The 18,478-nt window shown below is 66.5% G+C and carries 21 protein-coding genes and 1 riboswitch; of the genes, 15 read left to right on the plus strand and 6 right to left on the minus strand.

The window, feature by feature from the left end; all coding sequences use genetic code 11:
- Positions 1 to 142: 142 nt before the first annotated feature.
- Genes tolA through ybgC form a run of 4 tightly spaced genes read right to left on the minus strand, consistent with a single transcriptional unit; the run spans position 143 to position 2,847 of the window.
- Complete coding sequence (gene tolA, locus AC3FKG_RS00840; protein ID WP_488742175.1) at positions 143 to 1,279, minus strand: cell envelope integrity protein TolA; 1,137 nt, start codon at positions 1,277 to 1,279, stop codon at positions 143 to 145.
- Positions 1,280 to 1,298: 19 nt separating this feature from the next.
- Complete coding sequence (gene tolR / locus AC3FKG_RS00845) at positions 1,299 to 1,736, minus strand: protein TolR (RefSeq protein WP_483708888.1); 438 nt, start codon at positions 1,734 to 1,736, stop codon at positions 1,299 to 1,301.
- 26 nt (positions 1,737 to 1,762) lie between these two features.
- A complete protein-coding gene (gene tolQ / locus AC3FKG_RS00850; RefSeq protein ID WP_483708889.1) occupies positions 1,763 to 2,446 on the minus strand; it encodes a protein TolQ in 684 nt (227 codons plus the stop codon).
- Positions 2,443 to 2,847, minus strand: coding sequence for a tol-pal system-associated acyl-CoA thioesterase (ybgC, locus tag AC3FKG_RS00855; RefSeq protein WP_483708890.1), 405 nt, complete (start codon positions 2,845 to 2,847; stop codon positions 2,443 to 2,445). Before ybgC ends, tolQ begins: the two co-directional genes overlap by 4 nt.
- Positions 2,848 to 3,002: 155 nt before the next feature.
- A riboswitch (ZMP/ZTP riboswitch) is annotated at positions 3,003 to 3,104 on the plus strand.
- Between the two features lie 126 nt (positions 3,105 to 3,230).
- On the opposite strand from ybgC, the gene glyA reads away from it, so the two are divergent.
- Both glyA and nrdR read left to right on the plus strand, forming a co-directional pair.
- Positions 3,231 to 4,478, plus strand: a complete 1,248-nt coding sequence (gene glyA / locus AC3FKG_RS00860; RefSeq protein ID WP_483708891.1) for a serine hydroxymethyltransferase — start codon at positions 3,231 to 3,233, stop codon at positions 4,476 to 4,478.
- A 141-nt stretch (positions 4,479 to 4,619) separates the two neighbouring features.
- Positions 4,620 to 5,084, plus strand: coding sequence for a transcriptional regulator NrdR (nrdR, locus tag AC3FKG_RS00865; RefSeq protein ID WP_483708893.1), 465 nt, complete (start codon positions 4,620 to 4,622; stop codon positions 5,082 to 5,084).
- 10 nt (positions 5,085 to 5,094) lie between these two features.
- Here nrdR and AC3FKG_RS00870 read toward each other — a convergent pair whose 3' ends face one another.
- Positions 5,095 to 5,265, minus strand: coding sequence for a hypothetical protein (locus AC3FKG_RS00870; RefSeq protein WP_488742176.1), 171 nt, complete (start codon positions 5,263 to 5,265; stop codon positions 5,095 to 5,097).
- 611 nt (positions 5,266 to 5,876) lie between these two features.
- Here AC3FKG_RS00870 and AC3FKG_RS00875 point away from each other — a divergent pair.
- The 8 genes from AC3FKG_RS00875 (at position 5,877) to AC3FKG_RS00910 (ending at position 12,516) form a co-directional block, all read left to right on the plus strand.
- Positions 5,877 to 6,248 carry a hypothetical protein gene (locus AC3FKG_RS00875; protein ID WP_488742177.1) on the plus strand — a complete coding sequence of 124 codons (372 nt, stop codon included), beginning with the start codon at positions 5,877 to 5,879 and terminating at the stop codon, positions 6,246 to 6,248.
- Positions 6,245 to 7,171 (plus strand): PilW family protein, encoded by a 927-nt coding sequence (locus tag AC3FKG_RS00880; RefSeq protein WP_488742178.1) that lies wholly within the window; start codon positions 6,245 to 6,247, stop codon positions 7,169 to 7,171. Before AC3FKG_RS00875 ends, AC3FKG_RS00880 begins: the two co-directional genes overlap by 4 nt.
- A gap of 8 nt (positions 7,172 to 7,179) precedes the next feature.
- A complete protein-coding gene (locus AC3FKG_RS00885; protein WP_488742179.1) occupies positions 7,180 to 7,764 on the plus strand; it encodes a pilus assembly PilX family protein in 585 nt (194 codons plus the stop codon).
- Positions 7,765 to 7,775: 11 nt separating this feature from the next.
- Positions 7,776 to 9,623 carry a pilus assembly protein gene (locus tag AC3FKG_RS00890; protein ID WP_488742180.1) on the plus strand — a complete coding sequence of 616 codons (1,848 nt, stop codon included), beginning with the start codon at positions 7,776 to 7,778 and terminating at the stop codon, positions 9,621 to 9,623.
- Positions 9,620 to 10,087 (plus strand): prepilin-type N-terminal cleavage/methylation domain-containing protein, encoded by a 468-nt coding sequence (locus AC3FKG_RS00895; protein WP_488742181.1) that lies wholly within the window; start codon positions 9,620 to 9,622, stop codon positions 10,085 to 10,087. The genes AC3FKG_RS00890 and AC3FKG_RS00895 overlap by 4 nt, the downstream gene beginning before the upstream one ends.
- A gap of 1 nt (position 10,088) precedes the next feature.
- Positions 10,089 to 10,643 (plus strand): GspH/FimT family pseudopilin, encoded by a 555-nt coding sequence (locus AC3FKG_RS00900; protein WP_488742182.1) that lies wholly within the window; start codon positions 10,089 to 10,091, stop codon positions 10,641 to 10,643.
- Positions 10,644 to 10,690: 47 nt separating this feature from the next.
- A complete protein-coding gene (gene ribD / locus AC3FKG_RS00905; RefSeq protein ID WP_483708908.1) occupies positions 10,691 to 11,806 on the plus strand; it encodes a bifunctional diaminohydroxyphosphoribosylaminopyrimidine deaminase/5-amino-6-(5-phosphoribosylamino)uracil reductase RibD in 1,116 nt (371 codons plus the stop codon).
- 89 nt (positions 11,807 to 11,895) lie between these two features.
- On the plus strand, positions 11,896 to 12,516 hold the full coding sequence (locus AC3FKG_RS00910) for a riboflavin synthase (protein ID WP_488742183.1): 621 nt from the start codon (positions 11,896 to 11,898) through the stop codon (positions 12,514 to 12,516).
- Between the two features lie 40 nt (positions 12,517 to 12,556).
- Here AC3FKG_RS00910 and AC3FKG_RS00915 read toward each other — a convergent pair whose 3' ends face one another.
- Entirely contained in the window at positions 12,557 to 13,393 is an 837-nt protein-coding gene (locus AC3FKG_RS00915; RefSeq protein WP_483708911.1) for an alpha/beta fold hydrolase, read from the minus strand.
- A 258-nt stretch (positions 13,394 to 13,651) separates the two neighbouring features.
- Between AC3FKG_RS00915 and AC3FKG_RS00920 the strand changes: the two genes are divergently transcribed.
- The 5 genes from AC3FKG_RS00920 to AC3FKG_RS00940 all read left to right on the plus strand — a co-directional run bounded on the left by AC3FKG_RS00920 (position 13,652) and on the right by AC3FKG_RS00940 (position 18,415).
- A complete protein-coding gene (locus AC3FKG_RS00920; RefSeq protein WP_483708913.1) occupies positions 13,652 to 14,704 on the plus strand; it encodes a methyl-accepting chemotaxis protein in 1,053 nt (350 codons plus the stop codon).
- A 245-nt stretch (positions 14,705 to 14,949) separates the two neighbouring features.
- A complete protein-coding gene (gene ribBA / locus AC3FKG_RS00925) occupies positions 14,950 to 16,059 on the plus strand; it encodes a bifunctional 3,4-dihydroxy-2-butanone-4-phosphate synthase/GTP cyclohydrolase II (protein ID WP_483708914.1) in 1,110 nt (369 codons plus the stop codon).
- A gap of 65 nt (positions 16,060 to 16,124) precedes the next feature.
- Positions 16,125 to 16,631: a 6,7-dimethyl-8-ribityllumazine synthase gene (ribH, locus tag AC3FKG_RS00930; protein ID WP_483708915.1), complete on the plus strand. Its 507-nt coding sequence runs from the start codon at positions 16,125 to 16,127 to the stop codon at positions 16,629 to 16,631.
- Positions 16,624 to 17,127 carry a transcription antitermination factor NusB gene (nusB, locus tag AC3FKG_RS00935; protein ID WP_483711527.1) on the plus strand — a complete coding sequence of 168 codons (504 nt, stop codon included), beginning with the start codon at positions 16,624 to 16,626 and terminating at the stop codon, positions 17,125 to 17,127. The genes ribH and nusB overlap by 8 nt, the downstream gene beginning before the upstream one ends.
- A gap of 106 nt (positions 17,128 to 17,233) precedes the next feature.
- On the plus strand, positions 17,234 to 18,415 hold the full coding sequence (locus AC3FKG_RS00940) for a pyridoxal phosphate-dependent aminotransferase (protein ID WP_488742184.1): 1,182 nt from the start codon (positions 17,234 to 17,236) through the stop codon (positions 18,413 to 18,415).
- The last annotated feature ends 63 nt before the right edge of the window (positions 18,416 to 18,478 follow it).

Below are 18,478 nucleotides of genomic sequence, written 5' to 3' on the forward strand. Positions count from 1 at the left end.
GCGTCGATGCGCATGGCGCATATCCGTTCCGCGCGCGCATGGCACGCTGCCGGCCGCCTCAGGCAACCTGTCATGGTAGCGGTGGGACTGGCACCGGTTAATGAAGGTTGCATTATGTTGCAAGTCATGGTGCCTGCGTCACTTAATCCTTAGGACGGAAAGTGATGGTGAAGCTCGCAGGCGCCTTGCCGTTCTCGTCGCGCGGCAGCGGGTCCGAGCGCTCGACGGCGCGCAGCACGGCGTTGTCCCAGGCCGAATCGCCGCTGGACTTGCTCAGCCGCGCCGACATCAGCGATCCGTCCGGCGCCAGTTGCACGGATACCACGGCGGTCGGGTTGCCCGGCACGTCTTCGGTGAACACGATGTTTGGCTTGACCTTGCGGCGCACCCGATCGGCATAGCCCGGCGAGGCCTTGCCACCGCCGCCGGCGCCCGCACCGGCAGAACTGCCCACGCCGCCACCGCCCTGGCCACCGGCGCCGCCACCGGCCATGGCCTGCAGACGCGCCAGTTCGCCCTTGCGTTGCGCGTTGGCCGCGGCTTCGCGCTTGGCCTTGGCATCGGCGTCCGCCTTGGCCTTCGCTTGCGATTCGGCTTTCGCCTTGGCATCCGCTTCCGCCTTCGCCCTGGCTTCGGCTTTAGCTTCGGCCTTGGCCCGGGCATCCGCCTCAGCCTTCGCCTTGGCTTGCGCGTCGGCCTTGGCCTTCGCCTCGGCATCGGCCTTCGCCCTGGCCTTGGCATCGGCTTCCTTGCGCTCGCGTTCACGTTCGCGCTCGGCTTGCTCGCGGTGCTGCTGCTCCTGCTGGGCGGCCTTTTTCCTGGCGTCGTCCTTGCGTTGCGCCTCCTGGCGCTCGGCTTCCTTGCGCTCCGCCTCTTTGCGCTCGGCTTCCTTGCGGGCGGCGTCCTTGCGCGCAGTCTCTTCGCGCGCGGCCTGCTCGGCGGCGCGGCGCTTCTGGCGTTCGAGCGCGATATCGGCGTCTTCCTCGACCTTGCTCTTCACTTCGGGCGCCGGCGGCACCGGGCGCGGCTGGACCACCGGCTCAGGTGGTGCCGGTGGCGCGGGCGGCGGTGCGGGGGTGGCGGGAATCTCGTCCCAGAGCTCCGCTTCGGAGCCGACCGGGGTGCTGCTCTGCCAATGCACGCCGTAGTACAGCACGATGCCGAGCAGCAGGTGCATGAAGAGCGCGAGCAGGAAGGAACGCAGGGTTCCGCGCTCCTTCACCGGCTGGTAAGGAATGGCGGCAGCGGTCGTCATGGGGCGCGGCATTCGGACAGGCATTTCACGCAGCGGGCGCGTTCTACTTGGACTTCACCATCAGGCCGACACGCTTGATGCCGTCGGCCTTGAGCACGGACATGACATCGAGTACGGACTCGTACTTGACCGAGCGGTCCGCGGCGATCACCACCGGCTGGTCCGGGTTCTCGTTCTGGCGCTGGTGGACGAAATCGAGCAAGCCGTTCTTGTCGAGCTTGCGCTCGAACGAATTGCCGGCGTTGTCTTTTCCGCTCGCCGTCAGCGCACCGTCCTCGTGCACGGTCACGACAATCGGCGGCGCCTTCTGTTGCGGCGTGGCGTTGGCCACGGTGGGCAGGTCGACGACGGCGGGACTGACGATCGGTGCCGCCACCATGAAGATGACCAGCAGCACGAGCATCACGTCGATATACGGTACGACGTTGATCTCGGCGCTGGCCCGGCGGCGGGATCCGCCGCGGCGCTGAATGGCTGCCATTGCTGGGCTCCTGGTCGTTCAGTCGGTCAGCGGGTCTGCCGCTGCAGGATGTTCAGGAATTCTTCCATGAAGCTTTCGAACCGGATCGCCAGCCGATCGATCTCGGTGGCGTACCGGTTGTAGGCAATCACGGCCGGAATCGCCGCGAACAGGCCGATGGCGGTGGCCACCAGCGCTTCGGCAATGCCGGGCGCCACCGATGCCAGCGTCGCCTGCTGCACATTCGACAGGCCGCGGAACGCGTTCATGATCCCCCACACGGTACCGAACAGGCCGATGTAGGGGCTGACCGAGCCGACCGAGGCCAGGAACGGCAGGTGCGATTCCAGTACGTCCATTTCGCGCTGATAGGCCGCGCGCATGGCGCGGCGGGCGGCGTCGAGCAGCGCGCTCGCTTCATTACCGCGCTCGCGTGCCTTGAGGAACTCGCCCATGCCCGATTCGAAGATCCGCTCGAGCGCGCCGGTGTTGTGCCGGTTGTTCGCCGCACTGTTATAGAGCGCCTGCAGGTCGCCGCCGGCCCAGAAGTCGCGCTCGAAACCTTCCGTCTGCGTGCGCGCCGAGCGCAGCGCCAGGTGCTTGCGGAAGATATATGTCCAGGAGAACAGCGACATGACGAGCAGCAGCGCCATGACGGCCTGGGCGAGCAGGCTGGCGTGCAGCACCAGCGTAATGATCGACAGGTCTTGCGTGACGGTCACGGGATTCATCGGGCGGTCTTGATGGTTGCCAGGACAGGGGCGGGAATGGGAGACGGACGGAAAGTGCTTCGATCGACACAGCCAACGCGAATCTGGCCGCTGGCGAGCAAAGTCTCGGCGCGCCAGGCCTCTTGCGCGAACTGCACCGAGGCCGGCCCTACACGTTCAATGCGCGTGCGGATCTCAAGCTGGTCGTCGAGCCGGGCGGGCGCATTGTAGTCCACTGCCGTGCTGCGGACGATAAAGACCACGCCGGCCTCATCGGCCAGCGCCTGCTGTTCGATGCCAAGCGAGCGCAACCACTCGGTCCGGGCGCGCTCGAAGAACTTGAGATAGTTGGCGTAGAACACTACGCCGCCGGCGTCGGTGTCTTCCCAGTACACCCGCAGGGTCCAGGCAAAGTTTGTCATGGCCGGGATTGTAACGGACAGCGAGACAGCTTCGGTGTTAACCCGCAGGACGAGTTTGCAACAGCAAGTTGCGGGCCGCGCCGGGCGCGGCGTTACGGGCCATGGGGCGCGGCTTGCGGCAAATCCCCGCCTCACGCTACACTGCGCCCAACCATTCCATCTTGCGCGACTGGCGATGTCAGTGGGTACTACCACGAGGAAGCGCAAGTTCTCTGGCGTGAAGTTTCAAGCGCCTGCCGCTCGCCTGGGCAGCGAATGGGAAGCAGGGTGCGCCCTGCGCCGACGGTTCGTTGGGTTCCGCCGGTGCCGGCCGCCAATCGCTTTCCCCGCGCGCCCTACCCCGATGCAGTAATCGGATTCCCTTTTTTCAGACGAGTTTCGCCATGTTCGAACGCAGCCGCTATACGATCGACCAGATCGACCCCGAGGTCTTTGCCGCTATCCAGAAGGAAAACCAGCGCCAGGAAGACCACATCGAGCTGATCGCCTCAGAAAACTACACCTCGCCGGCCGTGATGGCCGCGCAGGGCTCGCAACTGACCAACAAGTACGCCGAGGGCTATCCCGGCAAGCGTTACTACGGTGGCTGCGAGTACGTCGACATCGTCGAACAGCTCGCCATCGACCGCGTGAAGGAACTGTTCGGCGCCGAAGCCGCCAACGTGCAGCCGAATTCGGGTTCGCAGGCCAACCAGGGCGTGTACTTCGCCGTGCTGAAGCCGGGCGACACCATCATGGGCATGAGCCTGGCCGAAGGCGGCCACCTGACCCACGGCATGGCCCTGAACATGAGCGGCAAGTGGTTCAACGTGGTCAGCTACGGCCTGAACGCACAGGAAGACATCGACTACGACGCGCTGGAAAAGCTCGCCCACGAAAAGAAGCCGAAGCTGATCATCGCCGGCGCCTCCGCTTTCGCGCTGCGCATCGACTTCGAGCGCATTAGCAAGGTCGCCAAGGCGATCGGTGCCTATTTCATGGTCGACATGGCCCACTACGCCGGCCTGATCGCCGCGGGCGTCTACCCGAACCCGGTGCCGCACGCCGACTTCGTCACCACCACCACGCACAAGAGCCTGCGCGGCCCGCGCGGCGGTGTGATCCTGATGAAGGCCGAGCATGAGAAGGCCATCAACTCGTCGATCTTCCCGGGCATCCAGGGCGGTCCGCTGATGCACGTGATCGCCGGCAAGGCCGTGGCGTTCAAGGAAGCGCTGACGCCGGAATTCAAGGCTTACCAGGAACAGGTGGTCAAGAACGCCGCCGTGCTGGCCGAAACGCTGATCGCGCGCGGCCTGCGCATTGTCTCGGGCCGTACCGAAAGCCACGTGATGCTGGTCGACCTGCGCGCCAAGAACATCACCGGCAAGGAAGCCGAGCGCATCCTGGGCGAAGCGCACCTGACCGTGAACAAGAACGCCATCCCGAACGATCCGGAAAAGCCGTTCGTGACCTCGGGTATCCGCGTTGGCTCGCCGGCCATGACCACGCGCGGCTTCAAGGAAGAAGAAGCGCGCATTGTCGGCAACCTGATCGCCGACGTGCTGGACAACCCGCACGACGCCGGCAACATCGCCAGCGTGCGCGAACAGGTGTCGGCACTGACCAAGCGTTTCCCGGTCTACGGCTGATGACGCAAGGCCGCCCGCGAGGGCGGCCGGCAGCCCCGCGGGCGCGCCATCGTGCCGCTTGCGGGCCTCGCCAACCCGCCCGGTTGCCGCAGAAGGACAAGATACCAAGGCGACGGGGCTTTACTCTGAAGGTGGTCAGGCATGAAATGCCCCTTTTGCGGACATTCCAATACCCAGGTGCTCGACACGCGCATGTCGGAAGACGGCGACGCCGTGCGCCGGCGCCGACGCTGCGAAGCCTGCGACCGCCGCTTCACCACCTACGAACGGATCGAACTGTTCTTCCCGGCCATCGTCAAAAAGAACGGCTCGCGCGTGGACTACAGCCGCGCCAAGCTGAAGGATTCGATGCGCCTGGCGCTGCGCAAGCGCCCGGTCTCCGCCGAAGCCATCGACGAAGCCATCACCCGCATTGAAGAAAAGCTGCTGGCGCTCGGCGAGAAGGAAATTCCGAGCAGCCAGGTCGGTGAACTCGTCATGCGCGAACTGCGCAAGCTCGACAAGATCGCCTATATACGCTTTGCTTCGGTGTACCGGAGTTTCGAGGACGTCGCCGAGTTTTCCGATGTGCTGGCCGAGGTAACGGCAGGAAACAGCAAGCGCTAGCGCCACACGCTCAGCGTTCCCGGCAGTTCTGCAGATACGCCGCCGGGTTCGCGCCGACGGTATTCAGGCGCGTGCCGGCCTGGTCCAGCGTGCAGGTGCCGCAGGCATCTGCGGCATCCACGGGAACGGCTTGCAGGACATAGCCATTTGCAGTCAGCGAGTTGGCAATCGCTGATGACATCGCGGGTCGTCGCGCTGGCAACCTTCAGGTGGTTGCCTCCCCCTCCACCACCAACGCCCGGGAAGATGGTCGAGCCGAAATTGCCTTGGCGGGACACGCCCGATACGACAAGAACCTTGTCGTTGGTGCCAGTCACCTTGTCCGAGGCATCGATCTTGCCGTCGCTGTTGACGCCGGGCACCGAGTAGCTCAATGCCGAGCCATTCAGTGCGGAAAAGTCCAGCAGGTTGGAACTGATCCTGCCGGGCACTCGTCCGTGGACGGCGTCAGCCTCGTGATCACCGGGTGCTCCGCATCCGCCTTCGGCTTCACGACCACGCGCTCGCCCTGCGTCAGCGGGTCGATACGCCAACCCTTCTGACTGGTGTAGTCCACCATATTGCCGGTGAGCGTGTACAGCGTGCGCGACGCGCCGCGTAAGCCGCCTGGATGGTGAGATTGGTGTCATACACCAATTCCGGACTGCCGAGCGCGTTGCCGCTGCCCGCTGCCCATTTCATGCAACGCCTTCGTCGCGCAACCAAATTTGCCAGTCTCGCTACGTTTGCCCACGGATCGGCGACCTGTAGCACGTTACGTTGATGGCCTCACCGCCACCATCTCCGCCTGCCATGCAGCCTTGCTTTCGTTCTGTCCATTTTTGCGGCCATGCCCTGGCCGAGTCGCTCTGCGCCCTGCTGATCGTCAGCGTCGGCCTGATCCCCCTGGCCAGCGGGGGGACCGCAGCACTGGCGCGGCTGCGCGGCCATGAGCAACTCGCGCATGCAATGCGAGCCGCCGGAGAATTCACGGAGATCGAGGAGCTGGGCGTTGCGCCCATGAACCGGTCCGATCCGGTCTCGGCCGAAGGCTGTTCCCTGCTTCAAGACACGGGGCAACCAGCTTGCCCGGTTGGCGGCAAGCTGGCTATTGCCAGACTGGCGACTGGAGAGCCGGGTGCGGCGGCCACGTTGCGCGGCATCGCTCTGTGGATGCAGCCATGAGATCCCGCCTTGCACGTGGCCATTTCCACAATCTGCCAGCGAATGGCTTCACGCTGACGGAGATGATGGTCGGCCTAGCGCTCGGGCTGGTGGTCACAGCCATTGCCGGCACTGCGTTCCTGCTATGCCGCGCAGCCTATCTCGCCGCCGCGGAGCGGGTCATGCTGGAGGAACGCGGACAGCGCGCACTGAGTATTCTTTCCCTGCTGATCCGACAAGGCGGCTGGCGTCCCGATCCGGCAGCCAAGGCGCCGGCCCAGCCCGCAATCAGCGGTGCGGACGATTGCGGCCAGCCATCGATAGCAGCCATACCAGGCTGCGCCAAACCCGGTATTGCAGGCAGTGACGCTCTGCTGGTCCGCTTCAGCGGCAGCAGCCACGCGCGCGAAGCCACGATGCCCGACCAGACGATGATCGACTGCAGCGGCCATGCCGTTGCCGCACGGAACCTGGACGCTTCCGCCGATGCGAACTACGTTGCGGCGAATCTCGTCTACGCGGCCACCGCCAGCGACGGCGAGCCCCAATTGCTATGCCGTTACCCGGCGCGCCGCAACGGGCGCATCGACGGCAGCGGCTGGACATCCGGCGCGATGGTGCGAGGCGTGGAGTCGATGCAGATTCGTTACGGCATGGACAAGCGCGACGGCAGGCAACCCGACACGTTCCTGCGTGCGGACCAGGTCAACGCCATGGGTGAAGACGCATGGCACCGTGTGGTGGCAGTGCAGGTAGCGCTGGCCTTCCGGTTGACACGGCGCGGCGCCACACCGGCCGGCATGCAGACTACTGCTGCTCGCGTCGACAATGCCATGGCCGACCTTGTCGACAGGCTCCCTGCAGATAGCCGGCACACGTGGCGGATCTTCGCCACGACAATCCGCTTGCGAAACATCCCGCTCTGCCAGGAGACATTGTGCTAGCCCCGCCCATGGCCCGCATCCGCAGGACGCATGGCGGCGCGACGCTGCTGTTCGCCGCGACGCTCCTGCTGCTCGCGGTTTTCACCACCGCCGCCGTGCTGCAGTTCCTGCTCTCCACCCGCCAGCTCGCCACCTTGCAGCTCGATCGCGAAATCGCCTTCCGGGCTGCCGAAGTGGCGCTGCTGGATGGCGAGGCGGACCTGTTGACTGCAGCCGCGGGCAGCGGCCCGTCCGGCCGACTCGATCCGCTTCCGGCAAGCGGGACTTGCGGCACAGGCACGCAGGCCGGGGTCTGCGTTCCGGCCCCCGATAACATGCCCGTATGGCAAGCGTGGCTGTCGGGCACGGGGCCCATTGATGATGTCGGCGTGCCGTTCGGCACGTTCACCGGCAATGCCATGCCAAGGTTGCCGGAGGGCATTGCCGGTACATCCGTCGCGCCGCGCTATGTCGCCGAGATGATCGGCGACATAGCAGCCTCCCCCCGCGGATATGGCCTGCCGCCGGCCGCCCCGCGCTTCCGCATCACGGCAATCGGCTTTGGCCGGAGCCGGGATACGACGGCCGTGGTCCAGAGCGTGATCCAACCATGAGCCCGCAAAGCATGATCACCTTCGTCCTGGCCTGGATCCTGCCGCTGTCCTGGGCAGCATGGGCCGGCACGACTGTGGACGTCCCCGCCGGCAACCTCCCCCTGGCATATCTGCCCCAGGGCGGCAATTTCCCCTGGACCGGCCGCCTGTACGCGATCGGATGGAGCCCCGAGCAGTCGGCCACAGATACGGCACCCCTCGCGCTCTGGGAGGCCGGCGCATTGCTCGACGCGAACCCGGTGGCTTCCCGGCGTCTTTACACCTCAATCGCCCCAACCGGCCCGGATTCGGAACGCCTGGTACCGCTGCAGTGGTCCGCACTCGATGTGGCAAGCCAGCCAGCGGCGGCACCGGACTCGGGAAACGGCGTATCCGGACAGGACAAGCTGGCGTGGCTGCGCGGCGAGCGCACCAACGCCGCCTTGCGTCCGCGCGAGACCCGCATGGCCAACGCCCGCGGTGCACGCGTTCTCGTAGTTCCCCCGCCGGCATGGCAACCCGGCAAGGCCGGCCATGCCGCGTTCCGGGAGCGATATCGCACGCGGCCACACATGGTCTGGCTTGGCACCACGGACGCGTGGCTGCATGGATTCAATGCCATCGACGGCGAGGAACTTGTCGCCTACCTGCCGCGGACCTTGCTGTCGCAGGCGGTCGCCCTGGCCGACCCGAAGGCTGCGCTCGCACCCGTACCCTGCCCACGCCCGGAGGCCGCCGACGTCATGATCCATCGGGAATGGCGCACCGTACTGCTGTGCGCCATCCCGGTCACCACCCAAGGTGATAGCGATAGCGCGCCCGGCATATTCGCGCTGGATATCACCGCGCCAACGCACCTCGCGCCAATCGCTCTTCTGTGGGAAATGACGGCAACGGCTGCCTTGCCGCTTTCCGCCCGTGGGCCCGTTCGCGCCGCGGCCTTTGCCGGGGACGAAGGGCTCCGGTGGTTCGCCGTCACGACCGTCGAAGCGCGCGCCGACAGCCCGGCATCCCGTCCGGGCCTGGCCCTCATACCGCTGGAACGGGCCGCCGGGGATTCCGCGCTGACCTGGCCGCTGCCCGAACGCGATTGCACCGGCGCACCCGTGACGTCGGCACTTGCGGGCGTCAGCGTCCTGAGCGACATGACCGGCGGGACGCTGGCCATCTATGCCACCGACGACAGTGGCCAGCTCTGGCACTTCCCGTTGGCCGATGCCACGCGACGTCCCAGGCCGGGAACCCCGAGTTGCCGGCACAGGCTGCCGGTGACGATCAGGACGGACCACGCGGAGCCTCCGTTGCTGCTGGGCGGGTCCACGTCTGGGCTTATCGTATATGGCCAGGGCAGCGACATCGTGGCCATCCCGGCCCGACCGGGCGGAATCCCGACCCGCATCGTGGCCGAGCCCGCGAACGGAGGATTCCTGCTGCGCGCGTCCCAAAGCCAGGCCGGCACGAGCGGCCAGGCCGGCTGGCAGCTGACGCTGCCGAATGCCGGGGAAAAGCTTGAGGTGCTGAGTGACGTGTTTCCCGGCTATCTCCACTTCACGACCCGTGCCGCCGACGGTCTTCAGCGGGCCTACCTTGTGCTGGCGTCGACAGGCGAATCCGCGGGCCGTACCCGGGAAGGCGGGCCTCTGCAGGCATACGTGACCGGACAGGCCAGCGCCCCTGAAGGCGACTTCGTCCTGACGAGTACCCCTCGACCGGGCCCGCGCCAGTCCGCTGGCACCAGTGGCGCGCAAGCTCACACCGTCACGCTGTGGTCGGTGGACCGGTCGTCCGCCCGGCCGCTGTCCACAACCGTCGCAACGCGCCGAACGGGCCGCATCAGCTGGCGGGAGATCATTGCGCCCATTCAGCAGGAGGCTCCATGAAGCCCGCACTTGCCCCGGAGCACAAAACCTCGGCGCAACGGGCTTTCAGCCTTGTCGAGCTATTGATCACGCTCGCCATCGTGGCGATCCTTGCAGCCATTGCCGTACCGACATGGGACCAGTACCTTGCTCGCGGCTGGCGCGCGCAGGCGCGCGCGGAACTGGTCGCGGCGATGCTGGAGCTTGAGCAGCACGCGATGGCGGCCACGACATTCGCCCGGCAGCCGGGGAGTGACATCGCCGCCGGGAACTGGCCCCGGCCAGTGCCGCCCGGCCCCCGTCCCCGCCACCTCCTCACGGCTGCAGCCTGCCCGCAAGCCAGCCTGGATGCCTGCGTCGAAATCCGGGCGACGCCGGTGGTGCCGGACCATCGCTGCGGCGTGCTCATCCTGCGCAGCACAGGTCAGCGACTGAACCTACCGGAGGACACGACGCAAGCCGCCCAATCGGGATCGGAATGTTGATATGCTCGAATCAGCACTTTTCCGTCAAAAAGGCATCATCCTTGCTGAACTGCTGGTTTGCCTGGCAGTCATTGCGGCGGTGGGGGCATTCACTTATCACGCCGCCGCCGTCCTGATGGCCCGCCAGCAGGTGACGATTGCCGCCGACCGGCTGGCCGCGTCGCTCGCCCTGGCGCGCAGCGCGGCCATGGCTGGACGGGTGGAAGTCGCCTTGCAGCCGCTCGACGGTCACCTCGCGCTGGACCCCGGGTGGCAGCTGACGACCACAAGCGAGCTCCGACGATCGGGGCAGGACGCCGTCCTGTCGGTCGTCCAGCTCGATGCGCCGTGCCTGTCCATCGCCCTGCGCCAGACCACGCGCGCCAGCAACGTCCTGCGATTCGCAGCTGTGGGATACTCTCGGTCTGAGCAGGGCGGTTTTCAGGCCGCCACTTTCACGCTCAGCTGCCGCGGCGAGCAGCGCCAGGTTCGCATGGGAGCGCAAGGACGCATCCGCCTTTGCACGCCTGGGCATGACAAGGACTGCGAGGCATCGGGCGAACCCGCCCCGCCCTGACAGCGGCACGCACACCAAACGCCCAGCGAACAAGAGTCACCGGCCAAATGTTTTCCGATTCCGACCACGCCGCCATGCAGCAAGCGCTCGCGCTCGCCGCGAGAGGCATGTTCACCACCACCCCAAATCCACGCGTCGGCTGTGTGCTGAGCAAGAACGGACAGATCATCGGGCAGGGCTTTACCCAGCCAGCAGGCCAGGACCATGCCGAGATCCAGGCGCTGAAAGACGCGCAGACGCGCGGCATCGACCCGGCCGGCGCGACCGCCTACGTGACGCTGGAGCCGTGCAGCCATTTCGGCCGCACGCCCCCTTGCGCCGACGCGCTGGTGCGGGCCGGCATTGCGCGCGTGGTGGCGGCGATGGAAGACCCCAACCCCTCCGTATCGGGCCGCGGCCTGCAACGACTGCGCGATGCCGGCATCGACGTGCGGTGCGGACTGCTGGAAAAGGAGGCGCGCGACCTGAATATCGGCTTCGTGTCGCGCATGACGCGCGGCCTGCCGTGGGTGCGGGTCAAGGTGGCGGCATCGATGGACGGCGGCACGGCCCTGCATGACGGCACCAGCCAGTGGATCACGGGGCAGGCTGCGCGGGACGACGGCCACGCCTGGCGCGCGCGCGCTTGCGCCATCATGACCGGCATCGGCACGGTACGCGATGACAATCCGCAGATGACCGTGCGCGCCATCCCGACGCCGCGCCAGCCACAGCGCGTGCTGGTGGACTCGCGCCTGGAAGTGCCGCTTGACGCGCGCATCCTGACGCCGGACAGCGGCGACTTTGCCAAGCCGGTGCTGGTGTTCTGCGCAGTGGACGACCGCGAACGACGCCAGGCGCTCGAGGCCCGCGGCGCCGAGGTGGTGGTACTGCCGAATCCGCACGGCAAGGTTGAATTGCGCAAGATGATCGAAGAACTGGGCCGGCGCGACATCAACGAACTGCATGTCGAAGCTGGCTTCAAACTCAATGGCTCGCTGATCCGCGAGCATTGCGCCGACGAATTGCTGATCTACCTGGCGCCCAAGCTACTCGGCGACGCCCAGGGCATGTTCAACCTGCCGCCACTGCCCCGGCTGCAGGATGCCGCGACGTTCCGCTGGCACGACGTGCGCCAGATCGGCGAGGACCTGCGCCTGATCGCGCGCCGCAACGACGCCTGACTTCGCCTGACTTCGCCTGACAACCTGACATTTGCCGACGGCGCAGCTGCCGCGCCGGATACCAAACCCCGAACTTTCGAGAACGCATCATGTTTACTGGCATTGTGGCGGCCGTCGGCCGCATCGAGACCATCACCCCGCTCGGCGCTGGCGATGCCGGCGTGCGCCTGCACGTAGCCGCCGGCGGGCTGGACCTCACGGACGTGGTCATTGGCGACAGCATCGCCATCCAGGGCGCATGCATGACGGTGATCGCCATGACTGCCGACAGCTTCGACGTGGACGTCTCGCGCGAGTCGCTGGACAAGACCGTCGGCCTGGAACGCACCGGCCGCGTCAACCTGGAAAAGGCGCTGCGACTCGCGGACCGGCTCGGCGGCCACCTGGTCTCGGGCCACGTCGACGGCCTCGGCGAAGTCGTGCACTTTGCCCCGGTCGGCGAATCGCATGAACTGCGCGTGCTCGCCCCGCGGGAACTGGGCCGCTACCTGGCGTACAAGGGCTCTGTCGTGGTCAACGGCGTGTCGCTGACCGTCAACCGCGTCAACGACGAGGCCGATGGCTGCGTGTTCTCGATCAACCTGATTCCGCACACGGTGGAAGTCACCACGTTGCAGGAACTCAAGCCGGGCAGCCGCGTGAACCTCGAGATCGATTTGATCGCGCGGTATGTGGAGCGGATGCTGTCGGCATCGGCGTCGGAACAGTAAGGTTGCTTGTGGGGGCGCTCAGCGCCCCTTTTTCCGGCATCTAATCCTCACTGTTCTCAGCGCCGACCGCTTCTTGCACCTTCCGCTCCAGGATCCAGTCGGAAATCGCCAGCATCACCGGCCGCTCGCGCCCGACAAAGCCGTGTGCCGAGAACGCTTCGCACGGCTCGCCGCGCGCGCCCTTGCTGCCCTGCACGGTCACGAGCGGCGCGTTGCCTTTGCGCGCAACAATGCTGCGGTACTGCGTCAGCGGACACGGGTCGTCCTTGTGATGGACAAAGAGCTGGTCCACCGTCACAGCACTCCAGTTGAAGTCGCGCATCGGCATGCCGTGCGCCAGGCGGCCGATGCGCGGATCGGTGAAGGTGGCCGTGTGCACGGCGCCATCAATGCGCCCGCCCAGCCTGAGCGCAAGGAAAGCGCTCGACACGGTGCCATAGCTGGTGCCGACCACGTAGATCTTGCTCACGCCGTAGTCGGCCTTGACCTTGTCGATCACCGCGCCAATGTCTTGCGCGTACTGGTCAGAGATCCGGTAAGCATCGTCACAGTTCTCCCAGCGCGCCTTCGGGCAGTCCACCATGACGGTCAGTATCCTGTCGCTGACCAGGTGCCGGCGGGCACGCACAAGGAAATTTCCACGCAGCTGATAGGTCGGCTTGCCGGCATCGCTCTGGACTCGCAGCACGCCCGGATAGCCGGGGAACAACAGCGCGGCCACCGCCGGCTTGCTGCCGGGTTGCTGGCTGACCACCACGCTCAGTTCTGAGCCACCTTGCAGGGCCACGGTCGAGACGGATTCCTCCAGCCCGACGGCGTCCTGCGCGCCGGCTGGAATTCCCGCACCAAGGATCAGGGCTGCCACGAGTGCTTTCATTGTCATTCTCCGCCCTTCTTCTTGCTTGTTGGAGTGGCGTCGGCACGCGGCGCTTGCAGCAGATGGCGCGGCCGACAGACAGACAGACAGACAGACAGACTATAGCCCGCCACGCACCCTATAACGCATAGCGCCAGCCTCCATGCACCAGAAAGTGCACGATTATTGGCACAAATCTTGCTAAGACCGGGATGCAAGTCCGGGCGCACGGCCCCTATCCCCGGCACCCGCGAAAACAATGAACCGGAGGAAGAAGAATTGGCAAGCGCGAACCGCATCGTTGAACTGTCCCACCATGTCGGCCGCGTAGCGGACCACAAGATCTCGGGCATTGCGGAGATCAACCGCGAGACGAAATTCCTCGCCCTGAATGCGTTGATCGAGGCTGCGCGTGCCGGTGATGCCGGACGCGGCTTCAGTGTGGTGGCAAGTCAGGTCAAGCAGGTGTCCGAGCGCATCTCGGCCATCACCGGGGAACTCAACAGCGAACTTGCTGGCTCGATCGCCGAACTCACGCAGCTCGGCGATGCCATGATCCGGCAGATGCGCGATCACCAGGGCCAGCGCCTCGCCGACATGGCGCTGAACATGATCGAACTGATCGACCGCAACCTGTACGAGCGCTCGTGCGACGTGCGCTGGTGGGCCACCGATGCGGCCATCGTCGCCGCAGCCGCGCAGGCAGATGTGGCGGCCTGCGCCTGGGCCAGCAAGCGGCTCGGCATTATCCTGGACAGCTACACGGTTTACCTGGACCTGTGGGTCATCGATGCACAAGGCCGCGTGCTGGCCAACGGCCGCCCGGGCACCTACGGCGGCGTGGCCGGGCGCATGGTGTCGGGGGTGGACTGGTTCCGCCGCGCCATGGGCACCGCGTCGGGCCAGGACTATATCGCGCACGATGTTGCCGTGTCGCGCTTCCTGAACCAGTCCGAAGTGGCCACCTATGCCACCGCCATCCGCGCCGACGGCAAGGCCGATGGCGAGCCGATCGGCGTGCTGGCCATCTTCTTCGACTGGGCGCCACAGGCCGCCGCGGTGGTGAAAAACGTGCGGCTGTCGCAGGACGAATGGCGTGGCACCCGTTGCCTGCTGCTGGATTCCGGGCGCCGTGTTATCGCCGCCTCGGACGGTGCCGGCGTGCTCGATGAAGTGTTCCCGCTGCAGGATGGCAACGCACCGTCCGGCTTCTATACGGACAAGGCCGGCCGGCTGATCGCTTTCGCCCGTACGCCGGGCTACGAGACCTACCCGGGCATGGGGTGGTATGGCGTGATCGTCCACGACGACGGGCAGCCTGCCCGCCACTGAAGCGCAGGCGCCAATCCGCGGCCGCGGTGCCGCAGGCGCCGCGCCGGCACCCGGCTGTCCGCCTCCTGGGTACGGTCACGCTCCCGCATTGCCTGCCTTGGCGTACAATATCCGGTTTGACGATGCGAGCCCCTGGCTGTCGCCCCATGGCCGGCCTGGCGCACACCTCGCAGCAGTCCGCGCATGTTTGAGCCGCCCGCCCGCCGGCTGGCCGCTTTTCCGCCCCTTTTTGCCGCCCAGCAGCCATGACAATCGCCCGTACCGAAGACATCATTGCCGACATCCGTGCCGGCCGCATGGTCATCCTCGTGGATGAAGAAGACCGCGAGAATGAAGGCGATCTGGTCCTGGCTGCCGATTTCGTCACACCCGAGGCCATCAATTTCATGGCCAAACACGGTCGCGGCCTGATCTGCCTGACGCTGACCGCCGAACGCTGCCGCCAGCTGAACCTGCAGCCGATGGTCAGCCGCAACGGTACCCAGCACGGCACCAATTTCACGGTATCGATCGAGGCCGCCGAAGGCGTGACCACCGGCATTTCCGCGGCGGACCGCTCCCGCACCGTCGAAGCCGCCGTCGCGCGCGACGCCAAGCCGTCCGACCTGGTGCAGCCGGGACACATCTTCCCGCTGACCGCCCAGCCCGGCGGCGTGCTGATCCGCGCCGGCCACACCGAAGCCGGTTGCGACCTTGGCGCCCTGGCCGGCCTGACGCCCGCCGCCGTGATCTGCGAGATCATGAAGGACGACGGCACCATGGCACGCCTGCCGGACCTGATCGAATTCGCGCAGGAACACGACCTGAAGATCGGCACCATCGCCGACCTGATCCACTACCGCAGCCGCACCGAAAGCATCGTCGAGCGCGTGGGCGAGCGGTCGATGGAAACGCCTTACGGTACCTTCCACAGCATCGTCTACCGCGACAAGCCCACCGGCAACGCCCACCTGGCGCTGGTCAAGGGCACGCCGACGCCGACGCAGGAAACCCTGGTGCGTGTGCACGAGCCGCTGTCCGTGCTCGACCTGCTGGAAGTGTCCCGCACCACCCACTCGTGGAGCATGCCGGCCGCCCTCGAGGCAATCGCCCAGGCCGAAAGCGGCGTGATGGTGCTGCTCAACTGCGGCGACTCGGCCGAACAGCTGTTCACCCAGTTCACCGCGCTGGACGAACCGCAAAACCGTCCGCGCCGCAAGCCGGACCTGCGCACCTACGGCATGGGCGCACAGATCCTGAAAGATGTGGGCGTGGGCAAGATGCGCGTGCTGGCGGCCCGGCAGCGCATGCCCAGCATGACCGGCTACGACCTGGAAGTGACCGGCTACCAGCCCATGAACGGGCTGGCCGACTGAGACTGAATACCCTGGCAGCCGCGCCTGGCCGTGGCCGCCAACCCCGAACTCTGGAGAACTGAACAATGGATCACGGCTTCTACCCCAGCAACCTCGACGGTGAAGGCCTGCGTATCGGCATCGTGCAGGCCCGCTTCAACGAGCCGGTCTGCGCCGAACTGCTCGAAGCCTGCGTGGCCGAGTTGGAAAAGCTCGGCGTCGAAGGCGAAGACACCCTGGTGGTGACCGTGCCGGGCGCGCTGGAAGTACCGCTGGCTCTGCAGAAGATGGCCGAAAGCGGCCAGTTCGACGCACTGGTCGCGCTGGGCGCCGTGGTGCGTGGCGAAACCTACCATTTCGAGCTGGTCTCGAACGAGTCGGGCGCCGGTATCACTCGCGTCGGCCTGGACTTCAACGTGCCGGTCGCCAACGGCATCCTGACCGTCGACACGGACGAGCAGGCCCATGCCCGCACGCGCGAGAAGGGCCGTGACTGCGCCCGCACCGCCGTGGAAATGGCCAACCTGGTGGTCGCCCTCGATTCGCTGCGCGAAAACGAAGGCGGCGATGCAGACGAGGACGATGATGAGTGACACGCCCGAAACCGGCAAGCCGGCAGCTGGCGCCAAGCCCGCCGCCCGCACCGAAGCCAAGGCACCGCCCAAGAGCGCGCGCCGCCGTTCGCGCGAGTTGGCCCTGCAGGGCCTCTACCAATGGCTGCTGAACCGCAACGACATCGGCGCGATCCAGGCCCACTTGCATGATGCGCAGGGCTTCAACAAGGCAGACCGCGAGCACTTCGACGCGCTGCTGAACGGCGCCGTGCGCGAAGAAGCCCGCCTGACCGCCGCGTTCGAGCCGTTCCTGGACCGTACGGTCGATGAACTGTCGCCGGTGGAGCGCGCTGCCCTGCTGGTCGGCAGCTATGAACTCGTGCATTGCATCGACATCCCCTACAAGGTCGTCATCAACGAAGCCGTTGAACTGACCAAGACCTTTGGCGGTGTCGAGGGCTACAAGTACGTGAACGGCGTACTGGACAAGCTCGCCGCCCAGGTGCGTTCGACCGAGGTCGCCGCGCGCCGCTGAAGCATCGGGCCCGCGGGCCCTGCCCTGCTTCGAAACGACACCCGCTCACGCGGGTGTTTTTGCTTCCAACCACTGCCTGCCCGAAAAGGGCTCCGCCGAAACCGCCATGGACCTGCAGCGCCTCGCCACCGCCTCCCGCCTTGCCAATATCGAGGCCTTCCACGTCATGGAGCTGGCCAAGCAGGCCAATGAGCTCGAACGCGCCGGCCGCCATATCATCCACATGGGGATCGGCGAGCCCGACTTCACCGCCGCCGAGCCGGTCGTGCGCGCCGCGGAAGCCGCCATGCGGCGCGGCGTCACGCAATACACCGGCGCGCTGGGCATCCATGCGCTGCGCGAGGCGATCGCCGGCTATTACAAGACGATGTACGGCCTGGACATCCCCGCACGGCGCGTGATCGTCACGGCCGGGGCGTCGGGCGCGCTGTTGCTGGCCTGCGCGGTGCTGGTGGAAATCGGCGCCGAGGTGCTGATGCCGGACCCGAGCTACCCCTGCAACCGGCATTTCGTCGCGGCGTTCAATGGCGCCGCGCGCATGATCCCGAGCGGCCCGGCCGAGCGCTTCCAGCTGACGGCCGCGCAAGTCGAAGCGCATTGGAACGAGCGCACGCGCGGCGTGCTGCTGGCGTCGCCGTCAAACCCGACCGGCACCTCGATCCTGCCCGACGAACTGTCGCGCATCCTGCAGGCGGTGCGCGCGCGCCAGGGCTTTGCCATCCTCGACGAGATCTACCAGGGCCTGTCCTATGACGCGCCGCCGGTATCGGCACTGAGCCTCGACGACAACGTGGTGACGGTCAACAGCTTCTCGAAGTACTTCAACATGACCGGCTGGCGCCTGGGCTGGCTGGTGGTGCCGGACGCGCTCGTGGCCGACTTCGAGAAGGTGGCGCAGAACCTGTTCATCTGCGCTTCGGCCGTGGCCCAGCATGCCGCGCTGGCCTGCTTCACGCCCGAGGCCATGGCGATCTATGACGAGCGCAAGGCCGAATTCCGCCGCCGCCGCGACCTGATCGTGCCGGCGCTGGAATCGCTCGGCCTGCACGTGCCGGTCATGCCCGACGGCGCGTTCTATGTCTATGCGGATTGCCGTGGCGTCAACCATGCGGCCGCCGGCGATGCCGACAAGCTGACGCAGGCGATGCTCCATGACGCCGGCGTGGTCCTGGTGCCGGGCCAGGATTTCGGGCCCCATACAGCGCGCGACTACATCCGGATCTCGTACGCAACCTCGCGCCGGAACATCGAGGAAGCCATCGCAAGGCTGCAGAAGCTGTTCCGCTGATCCGCTGACCCGCTGATCCCTCGGATCAGCGGCGCCGCTCCGACGACGCCGGCAAAAGAAAAA

It is taken from the genome of Cupriavidus sp. 22TCCZM04-2, assembly GCF_057798895.1.